We start from the raw sequence: 26364 nt of genomic DNA on the forward strand, positions 1-26364 counted from the left end.
CCGCAATATTCATTACATGATCTATTTAAAATGTGCCGAATAGCCTGTTTCCGGTGTCATTGGTGCCACGACCAACGTAGTAGTTTTGTGACACTCTGCTGACTACGAATTGAGTTTTGGGGTAATGGCGCTCAATCTGAGGCACAAAACCCTCTTGCATCACCAATGAAATTACCATGGAGCTTTTGGCTTCACTAACCTTTTCAAGGTACTTAGCTAATGTTTTTCCAGAGTTTATGACGGAATCGACAATAACGACATGCTGATCCTCAATGGCATTTATAGCTATGTCATCGGCACTATTGGATAAGATGTATTGATGTGGATTGTCACCCAACAGTGAGCGCACACCTTGGCTGACATAGAGTCCGGCTCTGAGCAAACAGATGATGGTGATGCCTGAAAAATCAGTTACTTCGGAAGTACCTAATTTGCCTTGCGCGTTGGTCACCTCCTTGGTCGTCCTAGGTAGCGAGTTAATAAACTCGACCCCGAGTATCTGGCCAATTTGCTGATGAATACTGGCGAGTCGATTCCCCCTCACCTCGATTGAACGCGACTGGGTATTTAGTTCTTGCAAGTAATGATTATTCTCAGACAGTATTTTTAGCATTTAGAAGTCCTCCAATTTGACAACATTTAGGTCTTCATGACCCGCTAAAATAGATAAATGCTTGGGGTTTGCTTGGTCTTTAAAAATGTAGGTGGCCTGATCGCTGTGCAGCAACATGCCCAAATCCACTCGGCCATTACCAAAGGCACTAAGAGGGAGACTGTGTTGCTTGATGATGTCGGCTAGTTGGGTCTTGCTCTCATTGGTCACTATGCATCCACATAAGCCGAAACTAGCACCGCCGATCACATAGTCGGCTAATTGACACTGAGCCTGCCACAAAGCGGGGAAGCCACAAGAGACAAACACTATCAAGGTGCCCTGAGCTTTCAGGGCTTTAATGACATCAATGGCTTTTGGATGTATGGATAAGTCTTGTCGTGCAGCGTTGAAAGTAGTCTGCATCAACTGACTGCGTTGATGGCTATCCAGATACTGAGACACATCAAAAAATGCATCGAAGCAGTAGCTCTCATATCGCTTGAATAGCTCAGTTACACGGGCAGATAAAGACTCCTCCGGCGAGAAATCATAAATGTCGCAGTGATTCAGGGTGCCATCACAGTCAAACAAGGCCACAGATTTTTGATGCGCAACGATTTCCGCTGCAAAGCGCTGTAACACCTGCTCTGAAATGTGTTGGATCATCGTCTTGGTCAATACCGCTTGTGGCAGGCGACCATCGAGTTCGACAAATCTGATATTGCCAGCCGAACAACACTCGGCTAAACCTTGGCGTTCCACGTCCTGCCATTGAGCTAGTTCTGCCTCAGTGAACCTTGCGTGTCGATGCGCATCGTTTTGGAGTTGAGCCTTGATATCATCACTAGGCTTATGCAAGAAAAATATTACATCGTAAAATTTGGCATCGGCCTGAGTCCAGGCAATGTTATAGCCACCCGCTTGAATGAAACTGTAATGGCCACTCACCACGGTATGTTTTCTATGTTGAGAATGCAGCCCTTGTAACTCGGTGATCGCTGCTTCTCTATATGCTTGCTTCTGCTTGCTGTTAGCCTGTTTGAACTCGTCCAGTCCACCAGCGGCAACTTGAGCTATGATGCTTGAGCCATCGTAACAACTGACCACGTTTTCATATCGGCTCAATGCCTGGGCAAGGGTGGTTTTACCCACACCTGACACACCATAGATGCCTATTCTTAGTGTTTTACTGATCACTATAAGACACCTTTCATAGTGGTGAGGAAATCCTTCCTTGGATCACAGGAGTAGTCTTTGGTGTGGTATTCGAGCAGGCAGTCTCTGACGCAATCTGAGGCGACTTGGCAGGTCTTGCAGTCTTGCCGCTCTGGCCAGTGCTTTGCCATTTTCTTGGGGAAGCTATCAATGGGATCATTGATTGACCCCAATAGCCATTTGGATTGACCAAACATGCGGCCACAAGGATAGACTTCGCGGCCCATATAGATGACAAAGTTGCTACCAGCCCCACAACTGCCGCCGAACATGGTGCAGACTTTATCTGGCTTACCGGCAAAATTGCGGCGGTAAGCCTCCAAGTTACCGATTTCAACTCGAGTTAACCCTGCAAGGTCAAACTTTGCCTTAATATCCTGCAAAAATTGATAGTACTGGGCATAGCTCAGGGCTTCTACGTGTTCAGGGGTATCAACCAGGCGGTCGAAGATAACCTTGGTAAATTCTTGTAGCTTGATAAATTCTACATACTCATCCAACTGGTTGAGTAAGTCCATGGTCAGCGTGGTATTAATCGCGACATCAAAGCCTCTGCGCTTGAGTATTTCAATACCCAGCATAGCGGCATCGAATGACCCCTTACCATTGTGATCCAGTCTGTGCTTGTCATGGATGGCTCTAGGGCCATCGATGGACACGCTAGGCACTATGTTTAATGCCAGCATATCCTCGGCAATCTGTTCGGTTACTAGGGTAGCGTTAGTCACTGTGTAGAACTTGAGCGACTCCTGGTTGGGATAGGCTTCTACAAGCAGCTGTACGCCATCGCGTATGTTACGCCAATGAATTAACGGCTCGCCACTGCCGACGAAGTTAATCTTAACCTTTTTGTCGAATCTATAATGCCTGTGGTATTCCAACGCATTTTTCAGGATGACAAAAATCTCATCGGCGCTTAATGGCTTTTCTTTCTCGACTCGATTTTCGGGGTGGAAAAAATAGCAGTAATCACAGCCTAGGTTGCATATGGTATTGACTGAGATACAAATTCTCTCGACTTGCTCTACGGGAAGTAAATATTGCCTTACCGGAATTTGGACCGGCGCGGCTTTTGGTGGGTACAACTCAACCATGTATCTTTCCTTGTAATAACGTCACTGTCTTTTGATGTCCTTTTTCTTTGGCGTAATCCAGCGCCGATTTATCGTTTCTGTCGCGGATATCGATATCGACCCCCTGTTCAAGCAGGTAGCTGACAATGGAGTCATTGCCCTTGATACTAGCCTTGATCAGTGGGGTGAAACCATTGTTGTCAGCCTGATTCAGGCTAAAGCGGATATCGGTGTGGCCGTGAATAAACTGGATCACATTCAAGGCACCATCCCAGGCGGCAATGAGAATGGCTGAGTTCCCTCGGTTATTGCCCTTAGAAGTGATATAGGGGTTGGCCCCCGCGTGTAGCAGCTTGTCCATGGTATTGAGCTGACGGCGCTGGGCTGCATGACAGAAGGCGGTAATTTTTAACTTCGCCTTATCAATCAAGTCAAGCTCCGTCGAGGGCAGCGACAGCAAAAAATCAATCGCATCAAGCTTCTTCTGTTGGATGCAGGTCATCAAGGGAGTCAGGCCAGTGCTGAGATAGAAATTAAAGTGAGCCTCCGATTGAGATGCTAGCTGCTGGTGGAGGCTGACAAAATCTCCCCGTAGCAACAACTCAAACAAGGCCTGGCGTGCGGGCGTTACTGCGCTGTCGGCTTCGCCACTTTGCTGCAAAAACCTATCTAGCGATAGTGCGGCAATATCTTTGGCCTGAGCGCGATTGCGCATGCCGACGTCGTTGCTGATTAATTGGATATTGCCGGCTTTGGTGTGGGACAAGGCTTGGGTCAGAATGATGTCATCATTATTTCCCCGGCTTGAACCCGATCTTTGCTGTGTGCTGACAGCCTTCAGGCGATGCTTCTCAATATGATGCAGGCACAGCTGGGCTTTTTCCTGATGCTCGGCCTTGGTCTTGCGATAATCGAGCTCATCGAGGATCTTCTGCGGCAAAATAACCCGTCGAGAAAATTGATTGAGTAAATCCGGGTTGATCAGCAATACATTGGTATCAAACAGCAATGATTGGGTTTTGTTACTTTCCATAACTATCCTTAGTCTTATTGATCCAAGACGTCCGTGTTGAATTGGTGGATTACCGGGTAAAACTTATCACATTGTACTTATACCAAAAAATAAAAGGTTATAAGACGCCACATCAAAAATATAATGAGTTAAAAAAGCGGCTTAAAACTTCTCCAGAAAAACTTGATCATTATAGTGTTCATATGCATATGAAGGGTGGCTACTTTCATCATGAGAACCTGTTAACTTAATTAAAAGCTTATGAATTTGTTCTGAATTTAACATTTACAGACCTTGTAAAAATACACTAAATTTCTTATCGAACTTGCGCCTGAAATACTTCAAAATCGTTTAATGCTTCAAATGCAGTAAACACATTCCAACCATGTGATCTCAAAGCTTTAGCATTAGACATGTTGATTAACACCGCAACCTTACGTCTAGGCCAGCATAAATCGATAGCAATCATATTACTTTTATCATTGATAACGACACCTAACTCTGCCCCAGGTAATCTCATTGACTGACACTTTTGCAGTAAACCATCTAATGCTGTATCTGCACACTTAAGTAGATTGTTGTAATCAAATACATCAAATTTATGCTGTTCACGGCGTAATTGATTTATTTTTAAAATATCTTCATTACTTACGTATAAATGCCCATGATGAGGTTGTTTTTTATGACAATCAGCACAAAGACCTCGTAAGTTATCACGATTATTATTAGCCTTGTTTCCGTTAATATGATGTACATGTAAAAGCTTAGATTCGTTAATTAAATTAACGCCGCATTGTTCGCAGGTATAATCAAGTTCAAGCCTAATTTTAGATGAAATTGATGGCCAATCAGCTGTATAACCTGCTGATTGAAAACCCGCTGTAGATTTTGGCAATGCCTTAAAATAAGAGCTATATGATTCAAAAAACTTAGAATATGAAAAGTTTTGTATAAATACAGTCTTATCTCCCCAAGATAACGAAGGAAAATTATTATGATTGATAAGAGTTAAACAGTTTTGGCAGACCGCTAACTCTGCGTCACCATTTATTTCTTGTTGACTATGATATTCGATACCAAATACAGGGAAAAATCCATCGATACGATTTATCACATCGTAACGGTCATTAAACCTTCCCCTCTCTCTCATACCAATAATTGTTTTGCATTCTGCAACGTGAACTCTTTTGGCCCACTTCTCTTTGCCATTACTCAAAACATTTTGAATATTATTACCCTGATCTGGAATATAAAGCATGACCTGATGACCGTCATAATTCAGAATCCCATCGGAGCCATCAATTTGGTCTAGTTGGATATCTTTACCGAGAATTAATCCTTTCGTTAAATGGCTTCCAATACTCTCAAGTTCAGTTGAACGGCTACTAATATTAAAATGAGTGACAACATTTCCTAGTGGGGCAACCGCTCGATGCAATGCACTTAAATCAACGGTTAGTTTCATTATTGAGCCTCTAATATCCGTTTAATTTGAATATCAGCGTTGGTAATCGCCCTAAACGAGACTCTGCGAGACATTGCTTCATCTTCAACACCATCGATTAAAATTAACCGTGATGATGAAAAACCAACTGCCGCAATGTTCGCTTTAATCCATTCGGCATCATCTGGCATCAACGAATAGCCATACTCTAATACTGAACGAGTGCGGCCTTGCGATAATTGCATATTATAGAAATAAGCTTCTGCATCTGATGAACCACGTATCCCTAAACTTGACGTATGCCCTTCAATTCGAATTTCATCTAATGAATCTCTATATGGTGCAAGTACCCTAATATAACGAGGGAAAAAATCATTCAAGATCTCTTTATATGCATCACTTAAACGCGTTTCATTATTAGCAAACAATACATCTGGTGATTGAAAATTGAAGGCTAATGTTTCCTTGTCTATAGTCGCTCCCCACTTATCAAGATCGTTTTTAAACTCATCTTCCAAGGCTTGATAAATTGCCACTTGGTTTTCTTGATAAGCAACAGCCACATCTTTGATTTTGTCGTTTTCTTTTTGCGTTATCATCATAAAAACGATAGCAATGAACAAGAAAACCATCATCAAACCAGCCATTAAATCGGACACAGTCAACCAATGTTCGCCACTGTCCTGTGCACTGTGGTTAGTGCCAAATATCTTATCCATTAGGCTACTCGCTGATTAACAACTTCATTCATTGCTTGAGTCAATTTCACATAATCTTCAACAAATTTGCCGCTGACTTGAGCTAAAGCTTGACCCATCTCATTCATCACACGATTGATTTCTTGCTGCATAGCGGTATCAATCAGTTTAAGTTGTGAATCAACGGCCTCACCTGCCAAACCAACTTGTTGTTTAACCTGCTCCTCCATGGCATCGAATGTGCGTTTAGCTTGGTTAATCTGTTGTGTTGCAGCGTCATCAATTACTTCATTAAGTCTTTGCTGTAATTTTTCTGCGGATTTAACTACTGTGTCACGGACATTCTCAGTGTCTGTAACCAAGTTTTTATTGGCTTCTTTCATTGTTGAGTTCATGTCTTTAGCATCAGCGACTAACTTCTCAATCATGTCACGCATGTTGTTATTTAAATCTGTCACAGTATCTTGCAAATGTTCCTTGATAATTTCCGTCTGTGATTTCAGGTAATCAGCACTTGTTTTTAAGCTCTCATTGGAAAGTGCGGTTTTGTCTGTAAATTCATTACCCGCTAATTCAATGTCCTTTCCTATCTTAGTTGAACTTTCAATTAGGCGTTCACCAACACTGTTAATGCCTTTTTCCGTTTCGCTAGCAAATTTTTCTAGAAGCTCATTTGATGTTTTAACATGCGCTTTAATATAATCATCTGACTCAGATAGAAGTGACTTGTAATGATCACTGGCCGTAGTCACTGCTGCAGATATATCTTCTACGGTGCTTTGCACCTGGGCTCTAATTTCTGGTACTGCTTTAACCGCTTCATCACGCATTAATTTAAAGGCTTCTAAATGACGTTCAAGCTCAGCAAGCTGATGTTGATTCACTTCCATGACGCCTTTTAACTCATGCATAGATTCCGGAATGATTTTGCTTTGCTCACTAATGTGCGCAACCGATGACTCTGTTGCAGAAATGGACTCAACACCCTGGGCATATTGCTGCTGCATTTGCTCAAGTTGTAATTTGTAGTTTTCTTGCCATTCAACAAGCTTAATTACTGCTTCATTTAGTTGCTTAAAGTTATCGCCAAACTGCTCAGTTAAATTATTATTAAAGTCCGTAATCACTTGCTTTAGGGCTTCTATAACTTGCTCTGTGGCAGATTTAGATAACGTATCGGCAAAGTCTTGCAGTTTTAGCCACAGTTTTTCAGAGAATGCATCAAAATCCTCTTGTTGCTTGGTTACTTGCTCTTGGGCATTTTTTACTGAGATTTTGGCATTATCATTAATGTCACCACGAAGAATTTTTAACTGGCCAAACAAAGTAGACTCTTCGTTGCCAACAATCGCATCCTTTAAAATACGCGTCTCTGCAACTTGAGCTTGCATAGCTCCAAGAATTGCTTCAGGTGTTGCCAGCGAAACACTCTCTTCAACCTGTTTCGGTTTTAAGAAAGAAAATGTCGATAATGTTTTGAATACCAACGAGAGTAAAATACCCGCCAAACTGGTAATAAATGCGGTTTTTAATCCTTCAAGTAGAGGCGGAATACTGGCTTCAATATCAAGCTGATTAAAATCTAACAAGCCTAAAACAATGCCTAAAAACGTACCAAAAATCCCCATAGTCGTTAATAAGGTCGGCACATAATTGACGAATTCAACTTGCTTTGCTTGTTTGGTAAAAAATAACCCTAATGCACACACTATAACCATCAATACTAAAATGGCACTACTTACTGATTGTGTATCTAAACTGCGCAATAAACTTTCTAATATGTCCATATACTTCTTTCTTTATAAGTTAAGGTTTAATGTTAAATAGCCTGTTCGACGATGGCGTCGGTCAGGTGTAGTTGAGTTGTTTGTGCGGCACTTAAACGAGCTTTTAGGTGGTCGCAGAGTGCCATTAGTTCATCGACTTTAGCGACAATGCGGTGTTGCTCTTCGAGTGGAGGGATTATCGCAACAAGGTTGGCAATAGCTCCAAGAAAGAGGTTAGCCTGTGCAGACTGTTTAGAACGAGCTTTCATTTGCCTCTGCAAATAAGGACTTCTTAACATGAGTGCCAGAAATAAAGGGCTTAAGTTATTATTACAAGGGCGAATCATTGCTGCACTTCTGACCATTGAGTAAGCATCATCTCTATCAACTAATGCAACACGACCGACACTTCCTGAGCATGATATTAAAATGTCACCAATATTTGGATCGCATCTATTTCTTATCCTATTAAATTCATGAGTGGGCACAAAATCAACATCATTCAAAACAATACCTTCATTCGTGACATTTCTTGCAGATAATAAATAATGTCCAGAATCCGTTCGTTCGGGTGTAGCATGTTCACCATCGGTAATTTTGTGACAGATATCTTGGCATTTTTCCCATTCCCACCCTTCCGGCAGTTCAAACGGCTTTTCTTCGTCTGTGATGGCGGGCAGTGGTTTCTGTTTTTTGATTTTACCGTCTTTAATCAGCTGAGTTTTTTCGGCAGCGATGCGCTCTAGTAGCTTGGCGGCGGGTTCGTCGTTTTCATCTTGTGGCACCAGCTTACCCATAACGGCGAGTTGGAGGATGGTTTGTTTTAGGGTGTCGATGCTGGCTTCTGTGGTGAATAGCGTGTCGAAGTGTTCGGCGACACGTTGCCAGCTTTCTATAAAACTCTCATTAAGTGAATGCTCAAGGCTGTCAGCAAAAGAAGGCTCAAGGCTGGCTGATTGGCTATCTGCTGCCTGAGAAGTGTTAGGCAGTAACAATGCATTCAGTAGTGTTTCAACTAAGGTTTGGTGGGCCGAAATACTTGCTTCGGTTTGTGTTTCTAGGGCATCACACAAGCTCATCAACTCTTCTACTTTAGCGACGATACGGTGTTGTTCTTCGAGTGGAGGTAAAGCTATAAGCATTTCACTGAATTTCGCTGCAGATATACCTCCAATAATACCGGTCATTGACTCGCTAAATTGCTGGAAGAATGAAGGTGTTAAGTAGGTTGATAAAACAAATTTTGGTTCAATATCCCCATAGAGCTCAATAGCAAATAATTTATTTCCAAAACAAATATCTTGAAGTGCAATACCACATTTTTTGCCTGCACTACCACCTTCGGCACATATTAATACTGAGTTTTTCTGAGCTACTTTAAATTTAGGTTCATCAAATGGAATTAACACTCCATTTTTGTAGTCCAGTGTTTCAAATCCATAACCAACATCTTTAGTTGCAATAAAAGGTAATCCTTCACTTAAACCAGTATACTTATCTTCCTTCAATCGAGCATTAACACTGTTTCCATTAAAAATATTACCAATACTACCTAACCGAACACATTGCCATCCAAGCGTCAATTCAAACGGCTTTTCATCCTCGCCAATCTCAGGCAAGGCTTTCGGCTTTTTAATCTTCTTGTCTTTGACCAATTGGGCTTTTTCAGCGGCAATACGCTCAAGTAATACAGAAGCTGGCTCATCATTCGCATCTTGTGGCACTAATTTACCGCGCACGGCAAGTTCTAAAATCAGTTCACGCAGTTTTTTAATGCCATAGAGCGAAAACTTGTTCGATGTGCCGCGCCCTGCTGAGGACTTTTGCTCAATGGCGGTCGTCCAAATATCAATGTGCTGGGTGATTAAGCTTTCTGCTGTTTGCTCAGATTGACCGTCGTTTGTAGGTGTTGATAAATCAGCCATTATTTGCCCTCACCGTCTGATGTTGAAGGTGACGCTAACGCGGCTGACAAAATACCTTTTAGTTGGTCGCGTAGTGCTTGAATATCCGCTTGTTGTTTGGCGTAATCGCTTAGTAACGTTTGTGGGTCATGGCTAATGACTTCGCCCACATGGGGGTTTTTAATGTCGAGGTTATAGTTACGTGCAATAATATCTTCAATCGACACTTTCCAGGCTTGCTCGTTTTCAACACGCGATGCAAAACCGTCGGCATCATTGCCCCACCATGCAAGTTCTGTCTCGAACTCTTCAAACTTCATTGGTTTGGTTTTATTGTAGTTTTTTACCCCTGCTGGGTATGGATGCTCGTAAAACCACACATCTTTAGTTGGCGTGCCTTTGGTGAAGAACAAAATATTGGTTTTAATGCCGGTGTACGGATTAAACACGCCATTAGGTAAACGCACTATGGTGTGTAGATTACATTCGTCCATTAACATTTTTTTGATTTTTGTTTTAACACCTTCACCAAACAAGGTGCCGTCTGGCAACACTACCGCTGCTCTACCATTCTTTGCCAATACTTCAATAATGAGCTGTAAAAATAAGTCGGCGGTTTCGCGGGTTTGGAATTCGCTCGGGAAGTTTTTTTCGATACCGTCTTCTTCAGTGCCGCCAAATGGCGGATTGGTAATGATAACGTCAACTTGCTCGTCCCAACTTGAAAGCGGTTTGTTTAGGGTGTTGCCGTGTTTAATTTGCACGGGCACTTCAATGCCATGGAGCATCATGTTAGTGGTACAGAGTAAATGCGGCAGCTGCTTTTTTTCCACCCCAAAAATTTGCTGTTGCAGGGTTTGGTGGTCGTCGCTGGTTTTCACATAGTTAGTTTTAACGTGGTCAAAAGCGCAAGCTAAAAAGCCGCCGGTGCCGCAGGCGGGATCCATAATGGATTCACCAAGCTGTGGGTTAGTTACCGCCACGATAAATTTTGTAATGGCGCGAGGGGTATAAAACTCGCCAGCGTTACCGGCACTTTGTAAGTCTTTTAATATTTGCTCGTATAAATCACCAAACAAGTGGCGCTCGTTAGAGTCGGTAAAATCAATTTCGTTGAGCTTGTTGATCACCTGACGCAATAGCGTGCCGTTTTTCATGTAGTTAAAGGCATCAGAAAAGGCTTCTTTTACCACATAGCCGCGGGGGTTTTTATCAATAGGTGCGGTGTGGTTTTTAAGCTTAGGGAATAGCTCGTCGTTAACAAACTCAAGTAGTTCGTCGCCAGTAATGCCTTGATTGTCTGTCGCCCAATTGCGCCATAAAAATTCTTCAGGGATTGGCTCACGGTAATCGTCTAGTTCAAGCTCTAACTCTTGTTCTTGGGCATCAAACACTTTTAAAAACAGTAACCAAGACATTTGCCCTAATCGCTGGGCGTCGCCGTCGACACCGGCATCTTTACGCATAATATCTTGGATTGATTTAATGGCTGAACTGATAGACATAGTATTCTCTTTTATTTTTTACAGCGATAATAATATGAAAGCCTTGGCTGTAACCTATTGTATTGATAAGCGATAAGCGCCTTGGTAACTAAGCGCTTTGCTGGTTAATTTGGTAAATTTGATCTTCAAGCTCTTTAATTGCTTGTTCGTATTCTTGTTTGCCGCCAAAGCCTTTTTTAACGATTTCACTCAAATTGCCGTATTCGGTAAATGGCGCGACTTTAAGCACTTGCATGTTTTCAATTTCTTGCACGCCGACATCAGCATATTTTACCAGTAAATTTTGCAGTACGGCTTGTGCAGTGTCGGAATATTTGGTGAAGTAATTGCGCTTTTGCACATTGTTTGCGCGATCTTTGCGGGTTAATGGCGGTTGGTCGTACACCACATGACAAATCATATCGAAAGGGTCCATTTCTTTACCCACTTCTTCCTCTAACGCCGACCAAATAATGCCTTCTAATGCCAGTTCATCAATCACCGCTTGTTTGCGGTCAGACTCATTCCAGCGCTTAACAAATTCATCGAGTGAGCTAAACTGTTTCGCCATGGTTTTACGGGTGTAATCTTTAAAAGATTCGGTAACTAATTTACCGTCGCTGTCGTAATACTGCACTCGTTCAGCCACTTTGCTAACAGTAACACCCGACACGCGGTACTTGTTGATTTTACGGGTTTCGCCTTCGTCCCATTCGCCTTCTTCAAAGCTACCATCGCCTTGAGGTTCATTTATGGTGTCATTTTGAGTTGCATCAGATTCATCATCTTGGTAGTCACCTTGATTGTCTGCAGCACCGTTATTACCAGTTAGATCCTCGTCAACAGAGTCGATATCAACGTTTTCATCTACGATATCTTCAGGCGTCACTTTAATGATTTTTTCTGGTGTACCGTCAAAGCGTTCGTCGGCAAATAACTCGGTGGCCTTTTTAAAGTCGAGAATGGTGAACCACAGCTTGCCGTACCGGTCGTCAATGCGGGTGCCACGACCAATAATCTGTTTAAATTTGGTCATGGACTGAATGTTTTGGTCCAGCACCACTAACTTACAAGTTTTAGCATCAACGCCTGTGGTCATAAGCTCTGAGGTGGTGGCAATCACGGGATAGGCTTTTTTAGGGTTAATAAAGTTGTCCAGCTGCGCTTTACCAAGCTCATCATCGCCGGTGATTTTCATCACGTATTTTTCATTTTTGGCCATTTGCTCTGGGCTGAGATTGGCAAGGGCGCGGCGCATACGTTCGGCGTGGTCGATGTCGTTACAAAACACAATCGTCTTTGCCATTGGATCGGTGCGTTTTAGGTAGTTGGTAATGGTTTCGGCCACTAATTGGGTGCGCTCGTCAATCACCATGGTACGGTCAAAATCTTTTTGGTTGTAAATCCTATCTTCTATCACTTCACCATTGTTATCGATTTGGCCTTTTGTGGGGCGCCAGCCTTGTAAATCGACATCAATATCTACCCGCACCACTTTGTAAGGTGCTAAAAAGCCGTCTTCAATGCCTTCTTTAAGTGAGTAGGTATAAACAGGATCGCCAAAGTAGTCGGAGTTTGATACTTCATCGGTTTCTTTTGGGGTGGCGGTTAAACCAACTTGAGCAGCGCTGCTGAAATATTCTAAAATTTCTCGCCAGGCGCTGTCATCTGCGGCACTACCACGGTGACATTCGTCAATAATGATTAAGTCAAAGAAGTCTGGGTCGACTTGCTTAAAGGCTTTTTGGCTTTCTTCAGGGCCGGTTAATGCTTGGTATAAGGCTAAATGAATTTCAAATGCTGGATCAACCGTGCGCCCAGTGATTTTGGTCATTGAAGTGCCAAAGGGCTGAAAGTCATTGATGCGTGTTTGGTCTACTAAAATATTGCGGTCAGCTAAAAATAAGATGCGTTTTTTAGCGCGAGACTTCCATAAACGCCAGATGATTTGGAATGCAGTGTAAGTTTTACCCGTACCGGTCGCCATGACAAGTAACACGCGGTCTTTACCGGATGAAATAGCTTCAATGGTTTTATTAATGGCTTGCAGTTGATAATAACGAGGGTGCTTACCCGTGCCATCATCATGATATTCTTGATTGATAATCGGTAACTGGGTTTGGGTATAACCTTTCCACACGCAGTACTTAGCCCATAATTCTTGTGGTGATGGAAAGTCTACTAAGCGGATTTCTGTTTCGAGTTGGTGCGCTTCGCTAGTCCCGAGCTTGGTTTTATCATGGAAGATAAAGCCATCGCCATTGGAGGCAAAAATAAAAGGAACTTCAAGTAAACGGGCATAATCTAGCCCCTGCTGCATGCCTTTACCCACTTCGTGTTTATTGGCTTTAGCTTCGATCACCGCAAGCGGCATACTAGGTTTATGGTAAAGCACGATGTCAGCAGACTTAACCGTTTTACGCACGCCCATTTGACCACGCACAATAACTTTACCGTCGCGCAATTTTACTTCCTGGCGAATTTGCGACATATCATCCCATCCAGCGTCTTTAATGGCTGGCATGATAAATTTAGTAATGATATCGGTTTCGGTAAGCTTTGTTTTGTTAATGCTCATTGCTCATCAAGGTCCTTCTTAGAAGATAACAAACAGCTTTGGACTTACTAGTCGCGCTAAGATTGTGCCATAAAGAGTTGTTATTACATAGAATTAGAGTAAAAAATTATCCATATGATTTATACAGATGAGTTAGTGTTTAGATAAATTCATTTGAATGTAAGGTTGAAGCCCCTTTGAAGCCCCTTTGAAGCCCCTTTGAAGCCCCTTTGAAGCCCCTTTGAAGCCCCTTTGAAGCTCCTTTGAAGCTCCTTTGAAGCTCCTTTGAAGCCTAGTAAGTAAAAACCAAGCTCTATTAATGACAAGATAATTTTATCACTGAGCACTCAAGACTAACCGGTCGATGTAGTAATGAGCATACATTGATTGCTCACTGATGATTCAGTGAATGCTCAGTGAATGCTCAGTGAATGCTCAGTGAATGCTCAGTGAAAGCTCAGTGAGCAGTCATTGTTTATGACACCCAGAGTTAGTTAACTGAATTTTTGGTTTACGATAAGCTTCGAGCAAGCTTAAAATTGTGATGAACTCGATTCACAAAAAAACAGTGCTGGTTTACGCTGGATTAGCGCGGATATGGTCGGAGCTTATTTTATAAATAATTCAACTAGAGATAACTTGCGCTATAGGCGTGAAAATTACTTTTAGTAACACCATAAGTAACACTGACAACAGCCAGCTTAAATATAATCAATTATAAACAATGAATTGCGAAAACAATTCAGATGACGCCGCCCCACCAATTTATAGAAGGGCTTAGCAGCAATGCTAAGCCCTTTTTGTTTGTCTGCTAGCCCAGATTTCTGCTTTATTATTGTGGCTAGATGGGTATTTGAATCAAATGAGTATATTCGGTACCAACACTTCATTGGTACTTATAGCCTGCCGCAGGTGATGTATAGGAAATACAAATGTCACAATCACATGGATGTGAAAGAGTGACCTTAGTGCAATCGCTTCTGTGACAAGCTGTAAACCCATCCATGGGCGCTCTGCGAAAACATCCATGTTTTCGAAGGGCACAGCCGCGCTTGCACCTGTAATTTTACTCGTCTTCCCGGTGATGCTTTTGAGCCGGGATCCAGGTGTTTGCTTTGTACTTTTGTACTTTTGTACTTTTGTACTTTTGTACTCATGGCCTGCGGCCACTAACGTCGTGGCGCTTCGCCCACACCAGACCAAAAGGAAACCAACGGCTGTTCCCTCTTGGAACTCCCAGCCGCCACATCAAAATTATCTGAAAAGCGATAATTTCGCGACGTGGTTGAATCCAGCTTTTGGCGGCGTTTGTAAACTGCTTCGGCCACCTCTTTATAGTAAAGAATGAAAATGCTAACGCTTCAGATGGGGCGTCCCTTCCCCTCTAAAGCTAGCTGGCCGTCCATGGCCAGCTTACGTCATTTTCTTCAACGTCCTCAAGTCCAGAGTTGAATCAACCAATTACAAGCAAAGCATGAAACTCGTTTTTGCCCCAAAACTTGATACTCTTTAATGAGTAAGCTGTCCATTGCCAAGTAATCTCCAGTGTATTCAGCGTGTGCTATTTCATTATTACGATCTAGATGTATTCATTTACTGCTAAAAACAGCAAAACTACGTTACTAAAACTGTACTCTCAGAAACATACATGCTGACTTTATTTATTGAGAAATATTTACTAGAAGTATTGATGTGCTTTTCTATATAAACCATTATTTAATGACTAGATTGTGCTTGACCGAATGAACTGATTTTATATGCAGGTATAAATAGATTTAGCTTAATTAAAATCAAACAACTCATTAGGTAGGTCTAAAGTTGCAATGTAGATTTATGTCGAAAAGTATAATTGATTGATAATATTGTAAATAAACATCATCGCTTGTTTTTTAAACGACATTATCGTGCAACCTCGATTTATTTTGGTATGTTGAGAGTGTTTTATCACTTTACATCAAAGACATAGAGAATGTAGGATGATATAAATCAATAACTTGAACAGCCGACTTTATCGGGTGAGCCGTTCAATAAGCTTTGAATCTCAGGGAGATTAGCGTGCCTATTAATGTATCGGGTCAAACAATACATAATGGATTCATATTGTCTGAACCATTTATTCATAACGGTAACATGGTAGTACTCACAGGTCGAAACGGATGTGGTAAGACACGCCTTCTAGAAAGCATCAAAAATCAAATGTCAGTAGTTGATTTAGCAGGCGTTAGGATTACAAATCAAGAAATTATGCTTGTAGGTCAAGCCCAACTAACTCCTAATTTTGGTGGTGCATATAATGACGGCCAGTTTCAGACGAAAATAACGTCATCACTCCAAATGTTTGATCGAATTAAGAATCAATTCGACTCACCTTTATCTCATGAAAATGCTAGAAATTATGGAAGGATGCAAGAAGATTCATTACCTTATGAATCACTTTTTAGATTATGTAGTTCAATTAGTCAATATTTAAATAAGCGACCAAGTGAATTAACACATGATGAAATTAAAGTGCATTTCGAAGACCATATTCATAGTGTTCTAGGCTCTCAAAATATATCGAGTATATGTAATCGATACATTCAACGGAAAAAACTTAATAAATTTAATAAATATTGTGCCGAACAAGAGGGAGAGGATGTTTCATATCTTAGCGAAGAATCATTTTTAAACAGATTCGGCGATGAGCCATGGAAAATCATAAATAAAATTATCGAGTCAACTTTTGATAATAAGTTTAAATTCTCTGAACCCGATACTCTGTCACAAAGTTATTCGTATAACGCCACTCTAATACAACAAGGTAGCGGCCTTCCTGTCGCGGTCGATGCTTTATCATCAGGTGAAAAAACCTTACTTTGGTTGGCTCTAACATTATTTAACAGCCAATATTATGATCACACTGCCGTGCAAGCCCCTAAATTGCTACTGCTAGATGAGCCAGATGCATTTTTACACCCTCAGATGGTAGTTAAAATGTACAGAGTTCTAACTGAATTTTCTGAAAGTTTTAAATCACGAATATTTATTACTACACACTCCCCAACAACTGTCGCCTTGTCACCAGAAAATAGTACATATATTGTTAGTGAAAACTCAATTTCTCCAGTTACTAAAGATGAGGGAGTTGCGGAGCTATTAGACGGTGTCACTCAAATATCAATTAATCCAGAGAACCGAAGGCAGGTTTTTGTCGAAAGCCAATATGATGCTGATGTATATCAATCTATCTATGCAAAACTATTACATAGTTCAAAATGCTTAGATCCTAAAATTTCACTTAACTTTGTAAGTTCAGGCCCTAAAATGCCAGAACAGCAGTTGAAGGATAAGGTTAAACAGATTTTAAAAATTCATGATGAAAATCTACTGAATGAATTCATAAAATCAATAAACGGTGTTGGAAATTGTGTACAAGTCGTTGGTCAAGTAAAGGCATTAGAACAGGGGGATAATAAAACAGTAAGAGGAATAATAGACTGGGATTTGAAAAATAAACCTTCCAAGCACGTTTCGGTTTTAGCTCAAAATTTTTCGTACTCTATTGAAAATATTACCCTTGATCCTATATGCATACTTCTATTGCTTCATACTAATAAACCTGATGTTTTTACTATGGCCCAAATTTGTGGTGTTGAAGTTCATTGGTCAGATTGGCTAAATAATGACAAACTACTACAAGAGTCTGTAAATCGTTTTATTTATAAGGTGCTGGGTGAAGACAACAATAAAGAGGAGGAGCTTTCTTATGTATCAGGGAAAACGTTACTTACTGATTCTCGATATTTGAAAATGAAAGGGCATCCATTGGAAAAGCTAATCAAAGAAAAATATGGCGCTCTGAATGAATTTTCAAAAACAGGAAAAGAAGGTGAGCTAAAGTATTCCATAGTAAGTAAATCAATGGTAAACCTCACAAATGGACGTTTTATCCCTAGTGTTTTTGAAAATGTACTTTCGTTGGTGCAGAAATAACAGCGAACAAGAGACTATGGCTCAATAACTATGATTAAGCTTTAACATTTGAGGCTGAACATTCTTCTGATGATAAAAGTAACAGTTTGGTGTAACAATTAACTAATCCAATACTCGTACAACCCGCGAATACAGGCGTCTTAGAATTAGGGGGAGGGTTCAAATCTCTACCCCTTGGTCACACAAAGTAATTAACTCATGTTTTAATAGCGCTTTTATCACAATCATCTAACTACTTAATTTAGTGGTCAGGTTAAACTTTTATAAAAACAGTTCAAACTTATTCCTTAAACGTATCTCAGCCCAAAAACGAGTTAACAATGGCTTTCAAATGCCTAAATTCAACTCAGAAATTGAGGCCGTTGAAGAAAATGACGTGAGCTGGCCATGGACGGCCAGCTAGCTTTGGAGGGGAAGGGACGCCCCATCTGAAGCGTTAGCATTTTCGAATAAGGCCGAAGAACACTCAAACGAAGTCAAAAGCTCGATAATTTTCCGTCGCAATTTTTTCGCTGCCGTTGTTTGGTTAAAAAGCGAAAATGTTGCCGGAACGCTGAGGGTTTGCAAAGGGGTACAAGCGCTTTACCCCTTTGCTCTGGTGTGGGCGAAGCGCCACGACGTTTGGCGGCGGGACTTGAACTGGCGTCCATAAAAAATCCCCGTTGATATTGCTATCAGCAGGGATTTTTATACATCAGGGTTGAGCTCACTCGTGGGTAACCTAAAGTGGCTGGCTCAATCAATTAGTTTTGTTTTTTTACAAACTGCGATTTCAGCATCATTTGGCCGTTACCGTCGACTTTACAATCGATGTCGTGGTCGCCTGTTGAAAAGCGGTTGATCACTGCTTTAGTACCGACTTTAAGCACAAGTGATGAACCTTTTACTTTAAGATCTTTGATTAAGGTGACTTTGTCGCCTTCTGCCAATAGGTTACCCACGGCGTCTTTTAAAATGATTGCGTCTGGATCAACCACTTCTTCATTTGGGTTCCACTCATTGGCGCATTCTGGGCAAATTAATAATGTACCGTCTGAATAAGCGTAAGGAGATTCACACTTTGGGCATGGCGGGATGACATCACTCATATACTTCACTCTCTATTTTTAGCTTAAGTCGAACCAGATAAAGGAGCTAAGGCACTGTTCGAAAAGCATTATCGATTGGCATGAGATAGCCACTAAAACCACCTCACCTTAAATTGTAATAACATTATAATGCTATTATCACAATTTAACTAGCCTAAGCGGTTAAGCCCAGTTAACACTCCACCATAAAATGCGATAGATTAGCTTTTAACTTGAGGGTTCGGTCGGCTTTGATTGTCACCAAAACTGACATCGTGTTTTTCGAGATATTCACGAATAAGCTGGCGGGTAACTTGTGATGGAGTGAGATCTTGTGCCGCACACAATTTCTCAAATGCCTGCTTTTTTAGCGGGTCCATTAATACAGTAAAACGGGCAGTTTTGTTTTCCACTGGTGATGACCTTTAATTGCAACATGATAATTTGATTATAATGCAGTGATAGGTTAAAGACCATATTTCACAGTGGATATTCAATTTTACTAAATAATGGTGCTCAGCAATGCCGCCTAGTAATACAAGTTACATTGCTAAGCACCATCATAGTGGCAACTTAAGCCATGCTGGCTAGCTGTTGTTTAAGGTCATTAAAACTCGGTCTGGCGCTTAAGTTAGGCCGCAAACAATCTTGCACCAATTGATGTAGAACTTGCGCCTTGGGGCTATGAGGATGTTCAACCAGATTTAGCATGTCTTCAATCAGGTTACCAAATGCCCTGACCTCTATAGCTTGCATTAACTGCTGGTACTCGGGGGTAAATTTATTGAGGTTAGACGCTGCACCAAAATCGCCAAATAACACATTATCTTGAGGGTTTATCATGATGTTGTGCGCATAAATATCGCCATGGCTAATGCCATTTTGATGTAAGTGAGCCAAGGTATCTGCCATTTGAGAACCTATCTTAACAATCCGTTGCCAGGTAAAACGGGTGTGGGCTTCAAAGGTATCTCGACTACAGGTTTTTAAGGATGGCGGTAAACCTAAATTTGCGTAGCTTGGCGGAATAAGCTGCATCACTAAGCCTAATTGATCAGCCTGGTTAATCTGTGCCAATACATTGATTAAATTAGGGTGATCGCCAGCAGTTAAGCAACAATCTAGTTCATCTGCAGGGTAACCGTCGCTGGTTATCATGCCCTTAAACAGCTTTATTGCGACATCATCTTGGGCAATAGCGGCTAAAGACGTCGGTAACGCCTTAGGTTCGGTATGTAATCTAGCTTGATAGATTAACCCAGATGCTCCCTGCCCTAATAATTTACCTAAGCTAGATTGGCCTAACTCAATAGTGGGCACACGCGTGTTATCACAATGTTCAACATGGCTAAAACGATTACCAGAAAATGCTAACCACGCCAGCCTAGGTAAACTAAATAACCAATCAGGTAACTCGGTAAGCTGGTTAGCAGACAAACGGATTAACGCTAACTGATGGCAATTTACCATGCTGCTCGGAAGCGAAGTTAAGCGATTGCCCGCTAATGCCAGTTTCTCAAGACGATGACATTGACCCAAACTGTCTGGCAGTTGTTCAATCTTGTTGTCGGTTAAAATTAACCAGCGGGTTTGCTTGGGAATAGATGCTTCTGAAACCGTTCGAATTTGGTTGGCTTTAAAGCCAATCATTTCTAATTTTGGACACTGGCCAAGCACATCGGGTAAATGTTCGAAGAGATTATTCGACAAAAACAGGATTTTTAACTGATGTAAATCGGCAAAATTATCAGGTAACGATGACAATTGATTGTCAGTTAAATCGAGCACTTCAAGCGAGTCTGCTAATTCAAATAGTTTGCCGGGAAATACTGTTAACCCTTGTGCTATTTTAACTTGCTTAGCACCCAATAGCAGGCCATCGTTTAGTTGTTGTAATGTTTGCATGACGTGACTCTTTACCAAAATTGTCGACATAGTAATAGACAGTGCCAGCAGAGACAAATTTAAGGCAAAAAAAAGACCACAGCAAAGGCTGTGGTCAAGACGGATGCTAAAATACACAAATTGGGGCTGATTATTTAGCACCACTCATTGGCATTAGCATGACAACAAGTGGGTTCCTACAAAAATACGCTTATATAATCCGTAAGGATTAACCACGCAAACAACAAAAACTTAAATCAATTCAGCTAACATGGTGTCTGCATAAGGCACAAGTTCGACGCCATCACGCACTTTTGCGACGTAATCTGGGTTAGCAATAAACGGGCGACCAATAGCTAACAAATCAAACTTATTCGCTTCAATTGCAACACTACCCGTTTCGGCTGTGTAGCTACCAACACCGACTAACGTACCGCGATAAACACTGCGTAAGTAGGTTGAAATGCGGCCACCTAAGTAATCAAACTCCATTGAGTCGTCAAAAATACCACCGTGTAAAAATGCTAAGTTACGCTTGGCCAACTCAGGTAATAAATAGTCAAACACATCACGGTCACGTGGATCGCTGGCCATATTGAAATAGGCACCAGGCGATACACGCAGCGCAGTGCGGTCTGCACCAATGCGAGCGATAACAGCATCAACGACTTCTAAGGCAAAGCGTGACATGTTTTCAGGTGTTTGACCGTATTCATCTTCGCGGCGGTTATTGTCGTGATGTAAAAACTGGTCAATTAAATAACCATTTGCGCCATGAATTTCTACACCGTCAAAACCGGCATCAATCGCATTAGCTGCTGCTTGGGCATAATCGATGACGAGTTGTTTGATATCTTCTAACGTTGCTGCTTTTGGGGTTTGGTACACTAATTCGCGCATTCTTGGCACTGTGCCTTCAACTGCTTGAGCTGAAGCAGACAATACGTCTCCACCACCAAAAAAGTGTGGATGAGCAACACGACCGGTATGCCATAACTGAGCAAATATTTTGCCACCATTTTTATGCACTGCATCGGTCACGACACGCCAACCCTCTATTTGAGCTGGCGTAAATAAACCTGGAGTATTTGGATAACCTTGGCCATCAGGACGAATAATCGTCGCTTCGCTGATGATCAATCCCGCCTCTGCACGGCGCGCATAATAATCAGCAATCTGCTGTGTCGGCACTAAGTCATCATCCGCCATACAACGCGTTAATGGTGCCATTAAAATCTTGTTTGATAATGTTAGGGTTTCATTGAGTTTGTAAGGTGTAAATAAACTGGCCGTCATGTGACGATCTCCTTTCTTGAATATGTATTCAAGAATATTCTTAATTGAACATACATTCAAGTATTTTTTGAATAGTCGATCAAATTTAGTTAGACTCAAGACATATGAGTTATCACGCTTTGTTATTGACCAAAAGTGGCCGAACATGAGACATGCTGAATTTGATAAAGAAAAAGTGTTACGCGCTGCGATGTGTACCTTTATGGTGAATGGATACGCGAAAACAAGCATGCAGGATCTCACCAAAGCGACAGGATTACATCCTGGGTCAATTTATTGTGCATTTGATAATAAAAAAGGCTTATTTATTGCCGCTATTGAGCAATATCAACAAGACCGCAACGAACAGTTTCAACAACTGTTTGTTAATGAGCGTTCAGCCTTAGACAACCTCGGCGATTACCTAGCATTAATTGTGAAAGAGGGCTTAAGTTGCGATGCGACCCAATCGTGCTTATTAACCAAGTCGTTAAGCGAAATGGGTGAGCAAGATGAACAGATTAAGCAAATAACCTGTAATTTTTTACAATCTTGGCATCAGGCTTTAGCACATATTTTTGATACAGCTAAACAACAGCAACTGATTTCGCAGCACAGCGACAGTGAGTTTTTAGCACAATATTTGGTGATGGGGATTTACGGTTTACGCACAGTTGCCAATACTCAACCTTACCTAGAAGTATTACAGCCCTTGGCAGACAAACTGCTAGCGGATTTAATCAGACAATAAAAAAGACACGTGAGTGTCTTTTTATGTTGGTAAGTAACTGAGATAGATTAGCCAACGGTACGCTGAGAATACACACGCTCGCCTAATGAGTTCAGTATTGTGCATTCCCCTTCGAGTACTGCAATAATTGATTTACCGCGTCGAAAAGATTCAGGGATCATCACACGACCCGTTTTGCTAACGTCAAGATCAGTTAACACAGCGTTATACATTTCAAGGCCGGCGGGTGCTTCATAAAACAGCACGGTGACTGTTGCGCTTGATACTTGACCTGCATCTGCAGATTCGGATTTCATAATAGGACTCTCATTTCTAGCATGTATGAACGGTGCATAAATGATATTGATACTTGTAAAATATCAACATCAACTCAGAATAAATGACAATAAACTCAGACATGATTCCATGAACATTGTCACAGAGAAGTCCTTTCTCTTATTATTTAATTATAGTAGGTAATCGATACCATATAGCTAAATTGTATTATTGATTGGCCTCACTTGATACATAAACTTAACACATCTGATGTGTAAATCATGGTATTTCGAGCAAACTCACACTCCTCGCAACGGCCCTAATAAGGATATTTATCGTGTTATCAAGCCTATATACCTATATTAATACAAAATTTAGAACCAGCACCTAAACAGCACCACATATTCCTGCTAGAATCGATGACAATTTTTAGCCTTAAACATTTATTAAAACGAGATTAAGATGGGCAGAGCATATCAAAATAAAAAAGAATCCATGGCGAAAACCGCTGGCCAAAAGACACGAATTTACTCACGTTACGGCAAAGAGATTTATATTTGTGCTAAAGGCGGTGTTGACCCTGATGGTAACCTCGCACTACGTAGCTTGATTACCCGCGCAAAGAAAGACCAAGTACCCGCACACGTAATTGAACGTGCCATTGAAAAAGCTCGTGGTGGTGGTGGTGAAGATTATGATACTGCCCGTTATGAAGGTTTTGGCCCAGGCGGCTGTATGGTGATAGTGGACTGCTTAACCGACAACGGTAACCGCACCTTTACTCAGGTTCGTCAGGCTTTTGTTAAAAACGACGCCAAATTAGGTAGCCCTGGTACTGTTGGCCATATGTTCGAGCATCAAGCCGTATTTGTGTTTGAAGGCGAAGACGATGAAGCCATTCTAGAATTATTGATGATGGCTGACGTAGATGTGACCGACGTTGAACTAGAAGATGGCATCGTCAGCGTTTTTGCACCAGTATCAGAGTTTAACAATGTACGTACAGCCTTGACAGAAGCCTTTCCTGAGATTGACTTTAAGGTAGAAAACTTAGCATTTGTACCGCAAACAATGACTGAATTGACTGGCGACGATGTTGAAAGTTTTGAAAAGTTTTTAGCGGCTCTTGATGATTGTGATGACGTACAAAACGTTTACCACAATGTCGAGTTTAGCGACGAAGCATAATTCGATTGGCTGTTTAAGTGCCCTGTTTGGGGCACTTTACAGCTTAATGCTACACCCCTCCCCCTCACAATTTACGCGCTAAAGACTCACCATATACCTTCAAAGCCATTACCTTTTTAATATAAATCTTAATTATCGATTCCGTCAGATGCAATGAAATCTTAGCCGCTACAGTACGTTTGAAATAGGCGGACTGTTATCGGCATGCGTCTCTACATTGTGATCCAAGGTTAATCCCATTTCGCATTAATAAGTGATGACTCTGCGGGAGTGTAAAGAGCTTAAACAAGGCGCATGACTGAATGACTAGCGGTTCTCTTTCGACGTCATACAACGCAGTGTCAGCCCTTTTAAAATTCGCCAGAAAGGAATGCCCCAGCAGCTTTTGCTCTGGGTCTCGTTATTTGGGAATAACGATGACGCCATAGTGACGTCTTAATCAAAAACCGCTGGACGCATTCTGAATGGTTACTTATTAATGCAGATTGGTATAACACCGACATGAATGAGCGTCTTCTTTTACCCACTTCATAAACGTTAGACAATAAAAAACGCAGCCAGTAAGCTGCGTTTTTTGGGGAATAAACCGAGTTAATCAACGATTAACGTAGGTCCATCTCTTGTACTTTTTCATAAGCGATTTCAGGCGCCGTAACGTCCGGCTTTTCATGTAAATCTGCTTTAAGTTGGCCTTTACGGTGTTTCAGTGCAGCATCTAATTTTTTAGCAGCGCTAGTAATGGCTGGATACATTACTGCGTTGTTACCTTTTGCAGCAATTCGAGTTCCTTCGTAGTTGGTTCGAATTTCAACATCATATTCACCATGCTCTTTAGCGATGATGATATCTAGCGAAATAAGCGTTGGGAAATGGCTAGCTATTTTAGCGAATTTTTCTTCTACGTGTTGTTTGACAGTATCAGTAACATCAACATGGTGACCAGAAAGATTTATTTTCATAGATTGTCCTTAACAGAATTTTACTTGCCAAATATATCGCGTGGTACAGATGCATGCTGACATAAATAACTTCGTTGTACAAATGCATGCTTACATTATTAGACATGGGGCATGTCGGTTAAATCACAAGTGGTTAATTTAATCATGTGACATGTGCATCAAAATCAATATTGTTAAAACCAACTCGCATGGGCTATATCAAATAGACCTAACCCCTACATTGATTAAACATCAGATTACTGTTTAAGTATAGACACATTTTTATCTCCATTGGGTGCAACTTTTGTGTTGTTTATACAAATGGTGATAAACCCATCAATTAACCGCTAAAAGCAGTTAATTTATAAGCAAATATAGCAATTTTTATTTTTTAGGTTTAGCTAAATTAAGCCGAATTAATCATTAATAGGAACGACCATGGCAACAAAATCACTCCAAATTGACATCGTTTCAGACGTAATGTGCCCATGGTGCATTGTAGGTTATCGCCGTCTTGAACAAGCATTGAGCCAATTTGACGATATCGATGTCACACTGCAATGGCACCCTTTTGAACTCAATCCTGCAATGGGACCAGATGGTCAACATTTAGGCGAGCACATTGCCGAAAAGTACGGTTCAACACCAGAACAGAGTGCACAAAATAGACAGCGACTCACTCAAATGGGTGCCGATTTAGGTTTTGAATTTAACTTTTCAGACTCATCGCGTATTTATAACACCCTACTTGCCCACCAGCTGCTGTATTGGGCTGCTGAGTCTGGTAAACAAACTGAGCTGAAGCTGGCGTTGTTCACCAGCTACTTTACCGAGCAGAAAAACCCAGATGATATTGAAGTGCTCATTGAAGCTGCGACAAAGGTTGGCTTGGATGCAGTTGAAGCACGTGCCGTACTCACAGATAAACGCTTTGAAGCAGCTGTCAAAGAGGAAGAACAATTGTGGATTAGTCGCGGCATTCAGGCCGTACCCGCCATTGTATTTAATCAGCAATATTTAGTGTCTGGCGCACAAGAGCCCGCGACAATCGCAGAGTTAATCACGAAGTTGACTACTGACGCGGCGTAATTCCCCTAAGATGACTTAAACCTAATGAGAAGTGGCAGATTGAAAGCTTTTTTTTCGATCTGCCTCATAGACTTTTGCACGCGCTTGGTGTTGAATCTAGCATAATAGGTTATCGTTTTACTCACCTTCGCTCTGACAGTAAACGGTACATTGAGTCGTCATAAATATCACTAAATATAACAGTGGCTTTGGAGTAC

20 protein-coding genes are annotated in these 26364 nt (G+C 41.4%); 4 read left to right on the forward strand and 16 right to left on the reverse strand.

All coding sequences use genetic code 11. The annotated features are described in order from the left end of the window. Nucleotides 1–25 precede the first annotated feature (25 nt). From ACROAE_RS00295 to hsdR, 10 genes are all read right to left on the reverse strand, one after another. Nucleotides 26–613 carry a uracil phosphoribosyltransferase gene (locus tag ACROAE_RS00295; protein ID WP_432398929.1) on the reverse strand — a complete coding sequence of 196 codons (588 nt, stop codon included), beginning with the start codon at nt 611–613 and terminating at the stop codon, nt 26–28. Beyond that, entirely contained in the window at nt 614–1792 is a 1179-nt protein-coding gene (locus ACROAE_RS00300; RefSeq protein ID WP_432398930.1) for an AAA family ATPase, read from the reverse strand. Continuing rightward, nucleotides 1792–2904, reverse strand: coding sequence for a radical SAM protein (locus ACROAE_RS00305; RefSeq protein WP_432398931.1), 1113 nt, complete (start codon nt 2902–2904; stop codon nt 1792–1794). Before ACROAE_RS00305 ends, ACROAE_RS00300 begins: the two co-directional genes overlap by 1 nt. Then, a complete protein-coding gene (locus ACROAE_RS00310; RefSeq protein WP_432398932.1) occupies nt 2897–3916 on the reverse strand; it encodes an ankyrin repeat domain-containing protein in 1020 nt (339 codons plus the stop codon). The genes ACROAE_RS00305 and ACROAE_RS00310 overlap by 8 nt, the downstream gene beginning before the upstream one ends. A 295-nt stretch (nt 3917–4211) precedes the next feature. Further along, nucleotides 4212–5360 (reverse strand): HNH endonuclease, encoded by a 1149-nt coding sequence (locus ACROAE_RS00315; RefSeq protein ID WP_432398933.1) that lies wholly within the window; start codon nt 5358–5360, stop codon nt 4212–4214. Further along, nucleotides 5360–6058 carry an OmpA family protein gene (locus ACROAE_RS00320; RefSeq protein WP_432398934.1) on the reverse strand — a complete coding sequence of 233 codons (699 nt, stop codon included), beginning with the start codon at nt 6056–6058 and terminating at the stop codon, nt 5360–5362. Before ACROAE_RS00320 ends, ACROAE_RS00315 begins: the two co-directional genes overlap by 1 nt. Then, nucleotides 6058–7824 (reverse strand): hypothetical protein, encoded by a 1767-nt coding sequence (locus tag ACROAE_RS00325; protein WP_432398935.1) that lies wholly within the window; start codon nt 7822–7824, stop codon nt 6058–6060. The genes ACROAE_RS00320 and ACROAE_RS00325 overlap by 1 nt, the downstream gene beginning before the upstream one ends. Nucleotides 7825–7856: 32 nt before the next feature. Beyond that, nucleotides 7857–9728 (reverse strand): restriction endonuclease subunit S, encoded by a 1872-nt coding sequence (locus tag ACROAE_RS00330; protein ID WP_432398936.1) that lies wholly within the window; start codon nt 9726–9728, stop codon nt 7857–7859. Then, nucleotides 9728–11212: an N-6 DNA methylase gene (locus ACROAE_RS00335; RefSeq protein ID WP_432398937.1), complete on the reverse strand. Its 1485-nt coding sequence runs from the start codon at nt 11210–11212 to the stop codon at nt 9728–9730. The genes ACROAE_RS00330 and ACROAE_RS00335 overlap by 1 nt, the downstream gene beginning before the upstream one ends. Before the next feature lie 88 nt (nt 11213–11300). Further along, nucleotides 11301–13769 (reverse strand): EcoAI/FtnUII family type I restriction enzme subunit R, encoded by a 2469-nt coding sequence (gene hsdR / locus ACROAE_RS00340; protein WP_432398938.1) that lies wholly within the window; start codon nt 13767–13769, stop codon nt 11301–11303. Between the two features lie 2034 nt (nt 13770–15803). On the opposite strand from hsdR, the gene ACROAE_RS00345 reads away from it, so the two are divergent. Beyond that, nucleotides 15804–17720: an ATP-binding protein gene (locus ACROAE_RS00345; RefSeq protein ID WP_432398939.1), complete on the forward strand. Its 1917-nt coding sequence runs from the start codon at nt 15804–15806 to the stop codon at nt 17718–17720. A gap of 743 nt (nt 17721–18463) precedes the next feature. Here the strand turns inward: ACROAE_RS00345 and ACROAE_RS00350 are convergent. From ACROAE_RS00350 to ACROAE_RS00365, 4 genes are all read right to left on the reverse strand, one after another. Continuing rightward, nucleotides 18464–18808 carry a zinc ribbon domain-containing protein YjdM gene (locus tag ACROAE_RS00350; protein ID WP_432398940.1) on the reverse strand — a complete coding sequence of 115 codons (345 nt, stop codon included), beginning with the start codon at nt 18806–18808 and terminating at the stop codon, nt 18464–18466. A gap of 200 nt (nt 18809–19008) precedes the next feature. Further along, nucleotides 19009–19200, reverse strand: coding sequence for a CopG family transcriptional regulator (locus tag ACROAE_RS00355; RefSeq protein WP_432398941.1), 192 nt, complete (start codon nt 19198–19200; stop codon nt 19009–19011). Between the two features lie 160 nt (nt 19201–19360). Then, a complete protein-coding gene (locus ACROAE_RS00360) occupies nt 19361–20692 on the reverse strand; it encodes a protein kinase (RefSeq protein ID WP_432398942.1) in 1332 nt (443 codons plus the stop codon). Between the two features lie 231 nt (nt 20693–20923). Then, on the reverse strand, nt 20924–21967 hold the full coding sequence (locus tag ACROAE_RS00365) for an alkene reductase (protein ID WP_432398943.1): 1044 nt from the start codon (nt 21965–21967) through the stop codon (nt 20924–20926). 145 nt (nt 21968–22112) lie between these two features. On the opposite strand from ACROAE_RS00365, the gene ACROAE_RS00370 reads away from it, so the two are divergent. Further along, on the forward strand, nt 22113–22697 hold the full coding sequence (locus ACROAE_RS00370; protein ID WP_432398944.1) for a TetR/AcrR family transcriptional regulator: 585 nt from the start codon (nt 22113–22115) through the stop codon (nt 22695–22697). A 47-nt stretch (nt 22698–22744) separates the two neighbouring features. Here the strand turns inward: ACROAE_RS00370 and ACROAE_RS00375 are convergent, their stop codons facing one another. Continuing rightward, entirely contained in the window at nt 22745–22993 is a 249-nt protein-coding gene (locus ACROAE_RS00375; RefSeq protein WP_432398945.1) for a TIGR02922 family protein, read from the reverse strand. A 421-nt stretch (nt 22994–23414) separates the two neighbouring features. Between ACROAE_RS00375 and ACROAE_RS00380 the strand changes: the two genes are divergently transcribed. Beyond that, entirely contained in the window at nt 23415–24140 is a 726-nt protein-coding gene (locus ACROAE_RS00380; RefSeq protein ID WP_432398946.1) for a YebC/PmpR family DNA-binding transcriptional regulator, read from the forward strand. 602 nt (nt 24141–24742) lie between these two features. Here ACROAE_RS00380 and hpf read toward each other — a convergent pair. Then, on the reverse strand, nt 24743–25099 hold the full coding sequence (gene hpf, locus ACROAE_RS00385; RefSeq protein WP_188923838.1) for a ribosome hibernation-promoting factor, HPF/YfiA family: 357 nt from the start codon (nt 25097–25099) through the stop codon (nt 24743–24745). Nucleotides 25100–25516: 417 nt separating this feature from the next. Between hpf and ACROAE_RS00390 the strand changes: the two genes are divergently transcribed. Next, nucleotides 25517–26167: a DsbA family oxidoreductase gene (locus tag ACROAE_RS00390; protein ID WP_432398947.1), complete on the forward strand. Its 651-nt coding sequence runs from the start codon at nt 25517–25519 to the stop codon at nt 26165–26167. Nucleotides 26168–26364: the final 197 nt, after the last annotated feature.

The organism is Shewanella sp. MF05960 (assembly GCF_050849305.1).
Lineage (GTDB): Bacteria > Pseudomonadota > Gammaproteobacteria > Enterobacterales > Shewanellaceae > Shewanella.

Bases quoted from the DNA above. Each gene is read 5' to 3' on its own strand.
- hpf (WP_188923838.1), bottom strand. From the start codon at position 25,099: ATGAAAATAAATCTTTCTGGTCACCATGTTGATGTTACTGATACTGTC.
- hsdR (WP_432398938.1), bottom strand. From the start codon at position 13,769: ATGAGCATTAACAAAACAAAGCTTACCGAAACCGATATCATTACTAAA.
- ACROAE_RS00390 (WP_432398947.1), top strand. From the start codon at position 25,517: ATGGCAACAAAATCACTCCAAATTGACATCGTTTCAGACGTAATGTGC.
- ACROAE_RS00365 (WP_432398943.1), bottom strand. From the start codon at position 21,967: ATGACGGCCAGTTTATTTACACCTTACAAACTCAATGAAACCCTAACA.
- ACROAE_RS00380 (WP_432398946.1), top strand. From the start codon at position 23,415: ATGGGCAGAGCATATCAAAATAAAAAAGAATCCATGGCGAAAACCGCT.
- ACROAE_RS00360 (WP_432398942.1), bottom strand. From the start codon at position 20,692: ATGCAAACATTACAACAACTAAACGATGGCCTGCTATTGGGTGCTAAG.
- ACROAE_RS00330 (WP_432398936.1), bottom strand. From the start codon at position 9,728: ATGGCTGATTTATCAACACCTACAAACGACGGTCAATCTGAGCAAACA.
- ACROAE_RS00305 (WP_432398931.1), bottom strand. From the start codon at position 2,904: ATGGTTGAGTTGTACCCACCAAAAGCCGCGCCGGTCCAAATTCCGGTA.
- ACROAE_RS00375 (WP_432398945.1), bottom strand. From the start codon at position 22,993: ATGAAATCCGAATCTGCAGATGCAGGTCAAGTATCAAGCGCAACAGTC.
- ACROAE_RS00310 (WP_432398932.1), bottom strand. From the start codon at position 3,916: ATGGAAAGTAACAAAACCCAATCATTGCTGTTTGATACCAATGTATTG.
- ACROAE_RS00370 (WP_432398944.1), top strand. From the start codon at position 22,113: ATGAGACATGCTGAATTTGATAAAGAAAAAGTGTTACGCGCTGCGATG.
- ACROAE_RS00295 (WP_432398929.1), bottom strand. From the start codon at position 613: ATGCTAAAAATACTGTCTGAGAATAATCATTACTTGCAAGAACTAAAT.
- ACROAE_RS00350 (WP_432398940.1), bottom strand. From the start codon at position 18,808: ATGAGTGATGTCATCCCGCCATGCCCAAAGTGTGAATCTCCTTACGCT.
- ACROAE_RS00335 (WP_432398937.1), bottom strand. From the start codon at position 11,212: ATGTCTATCAGTTCAGCCATTAAATCAATCCAAGATATTATGCGTAAA.
- ACROAE_RS00315 (WP_432398933.1), bottom strand. From the start codon at position 5,360: ATGAAACTAACCGTTGATTTAAGTGCATTGCATCGAGCGGTTGCCCCA.
- ACROAE_RS00325 (WP_432398935.1), bottom strand. From the start codon at position 7,824: ATGGACATATTAGAAAGTTTATTGCGCAGTTTAGATACACAATCAGTA.
- ACROAE_RS00320 (WP_432398934.1), bottom strand. From the start codon at position 6,058: ATGGATAAGATATTTGGCACTAACCACAGTGCACAGGACAGTGGCGAA.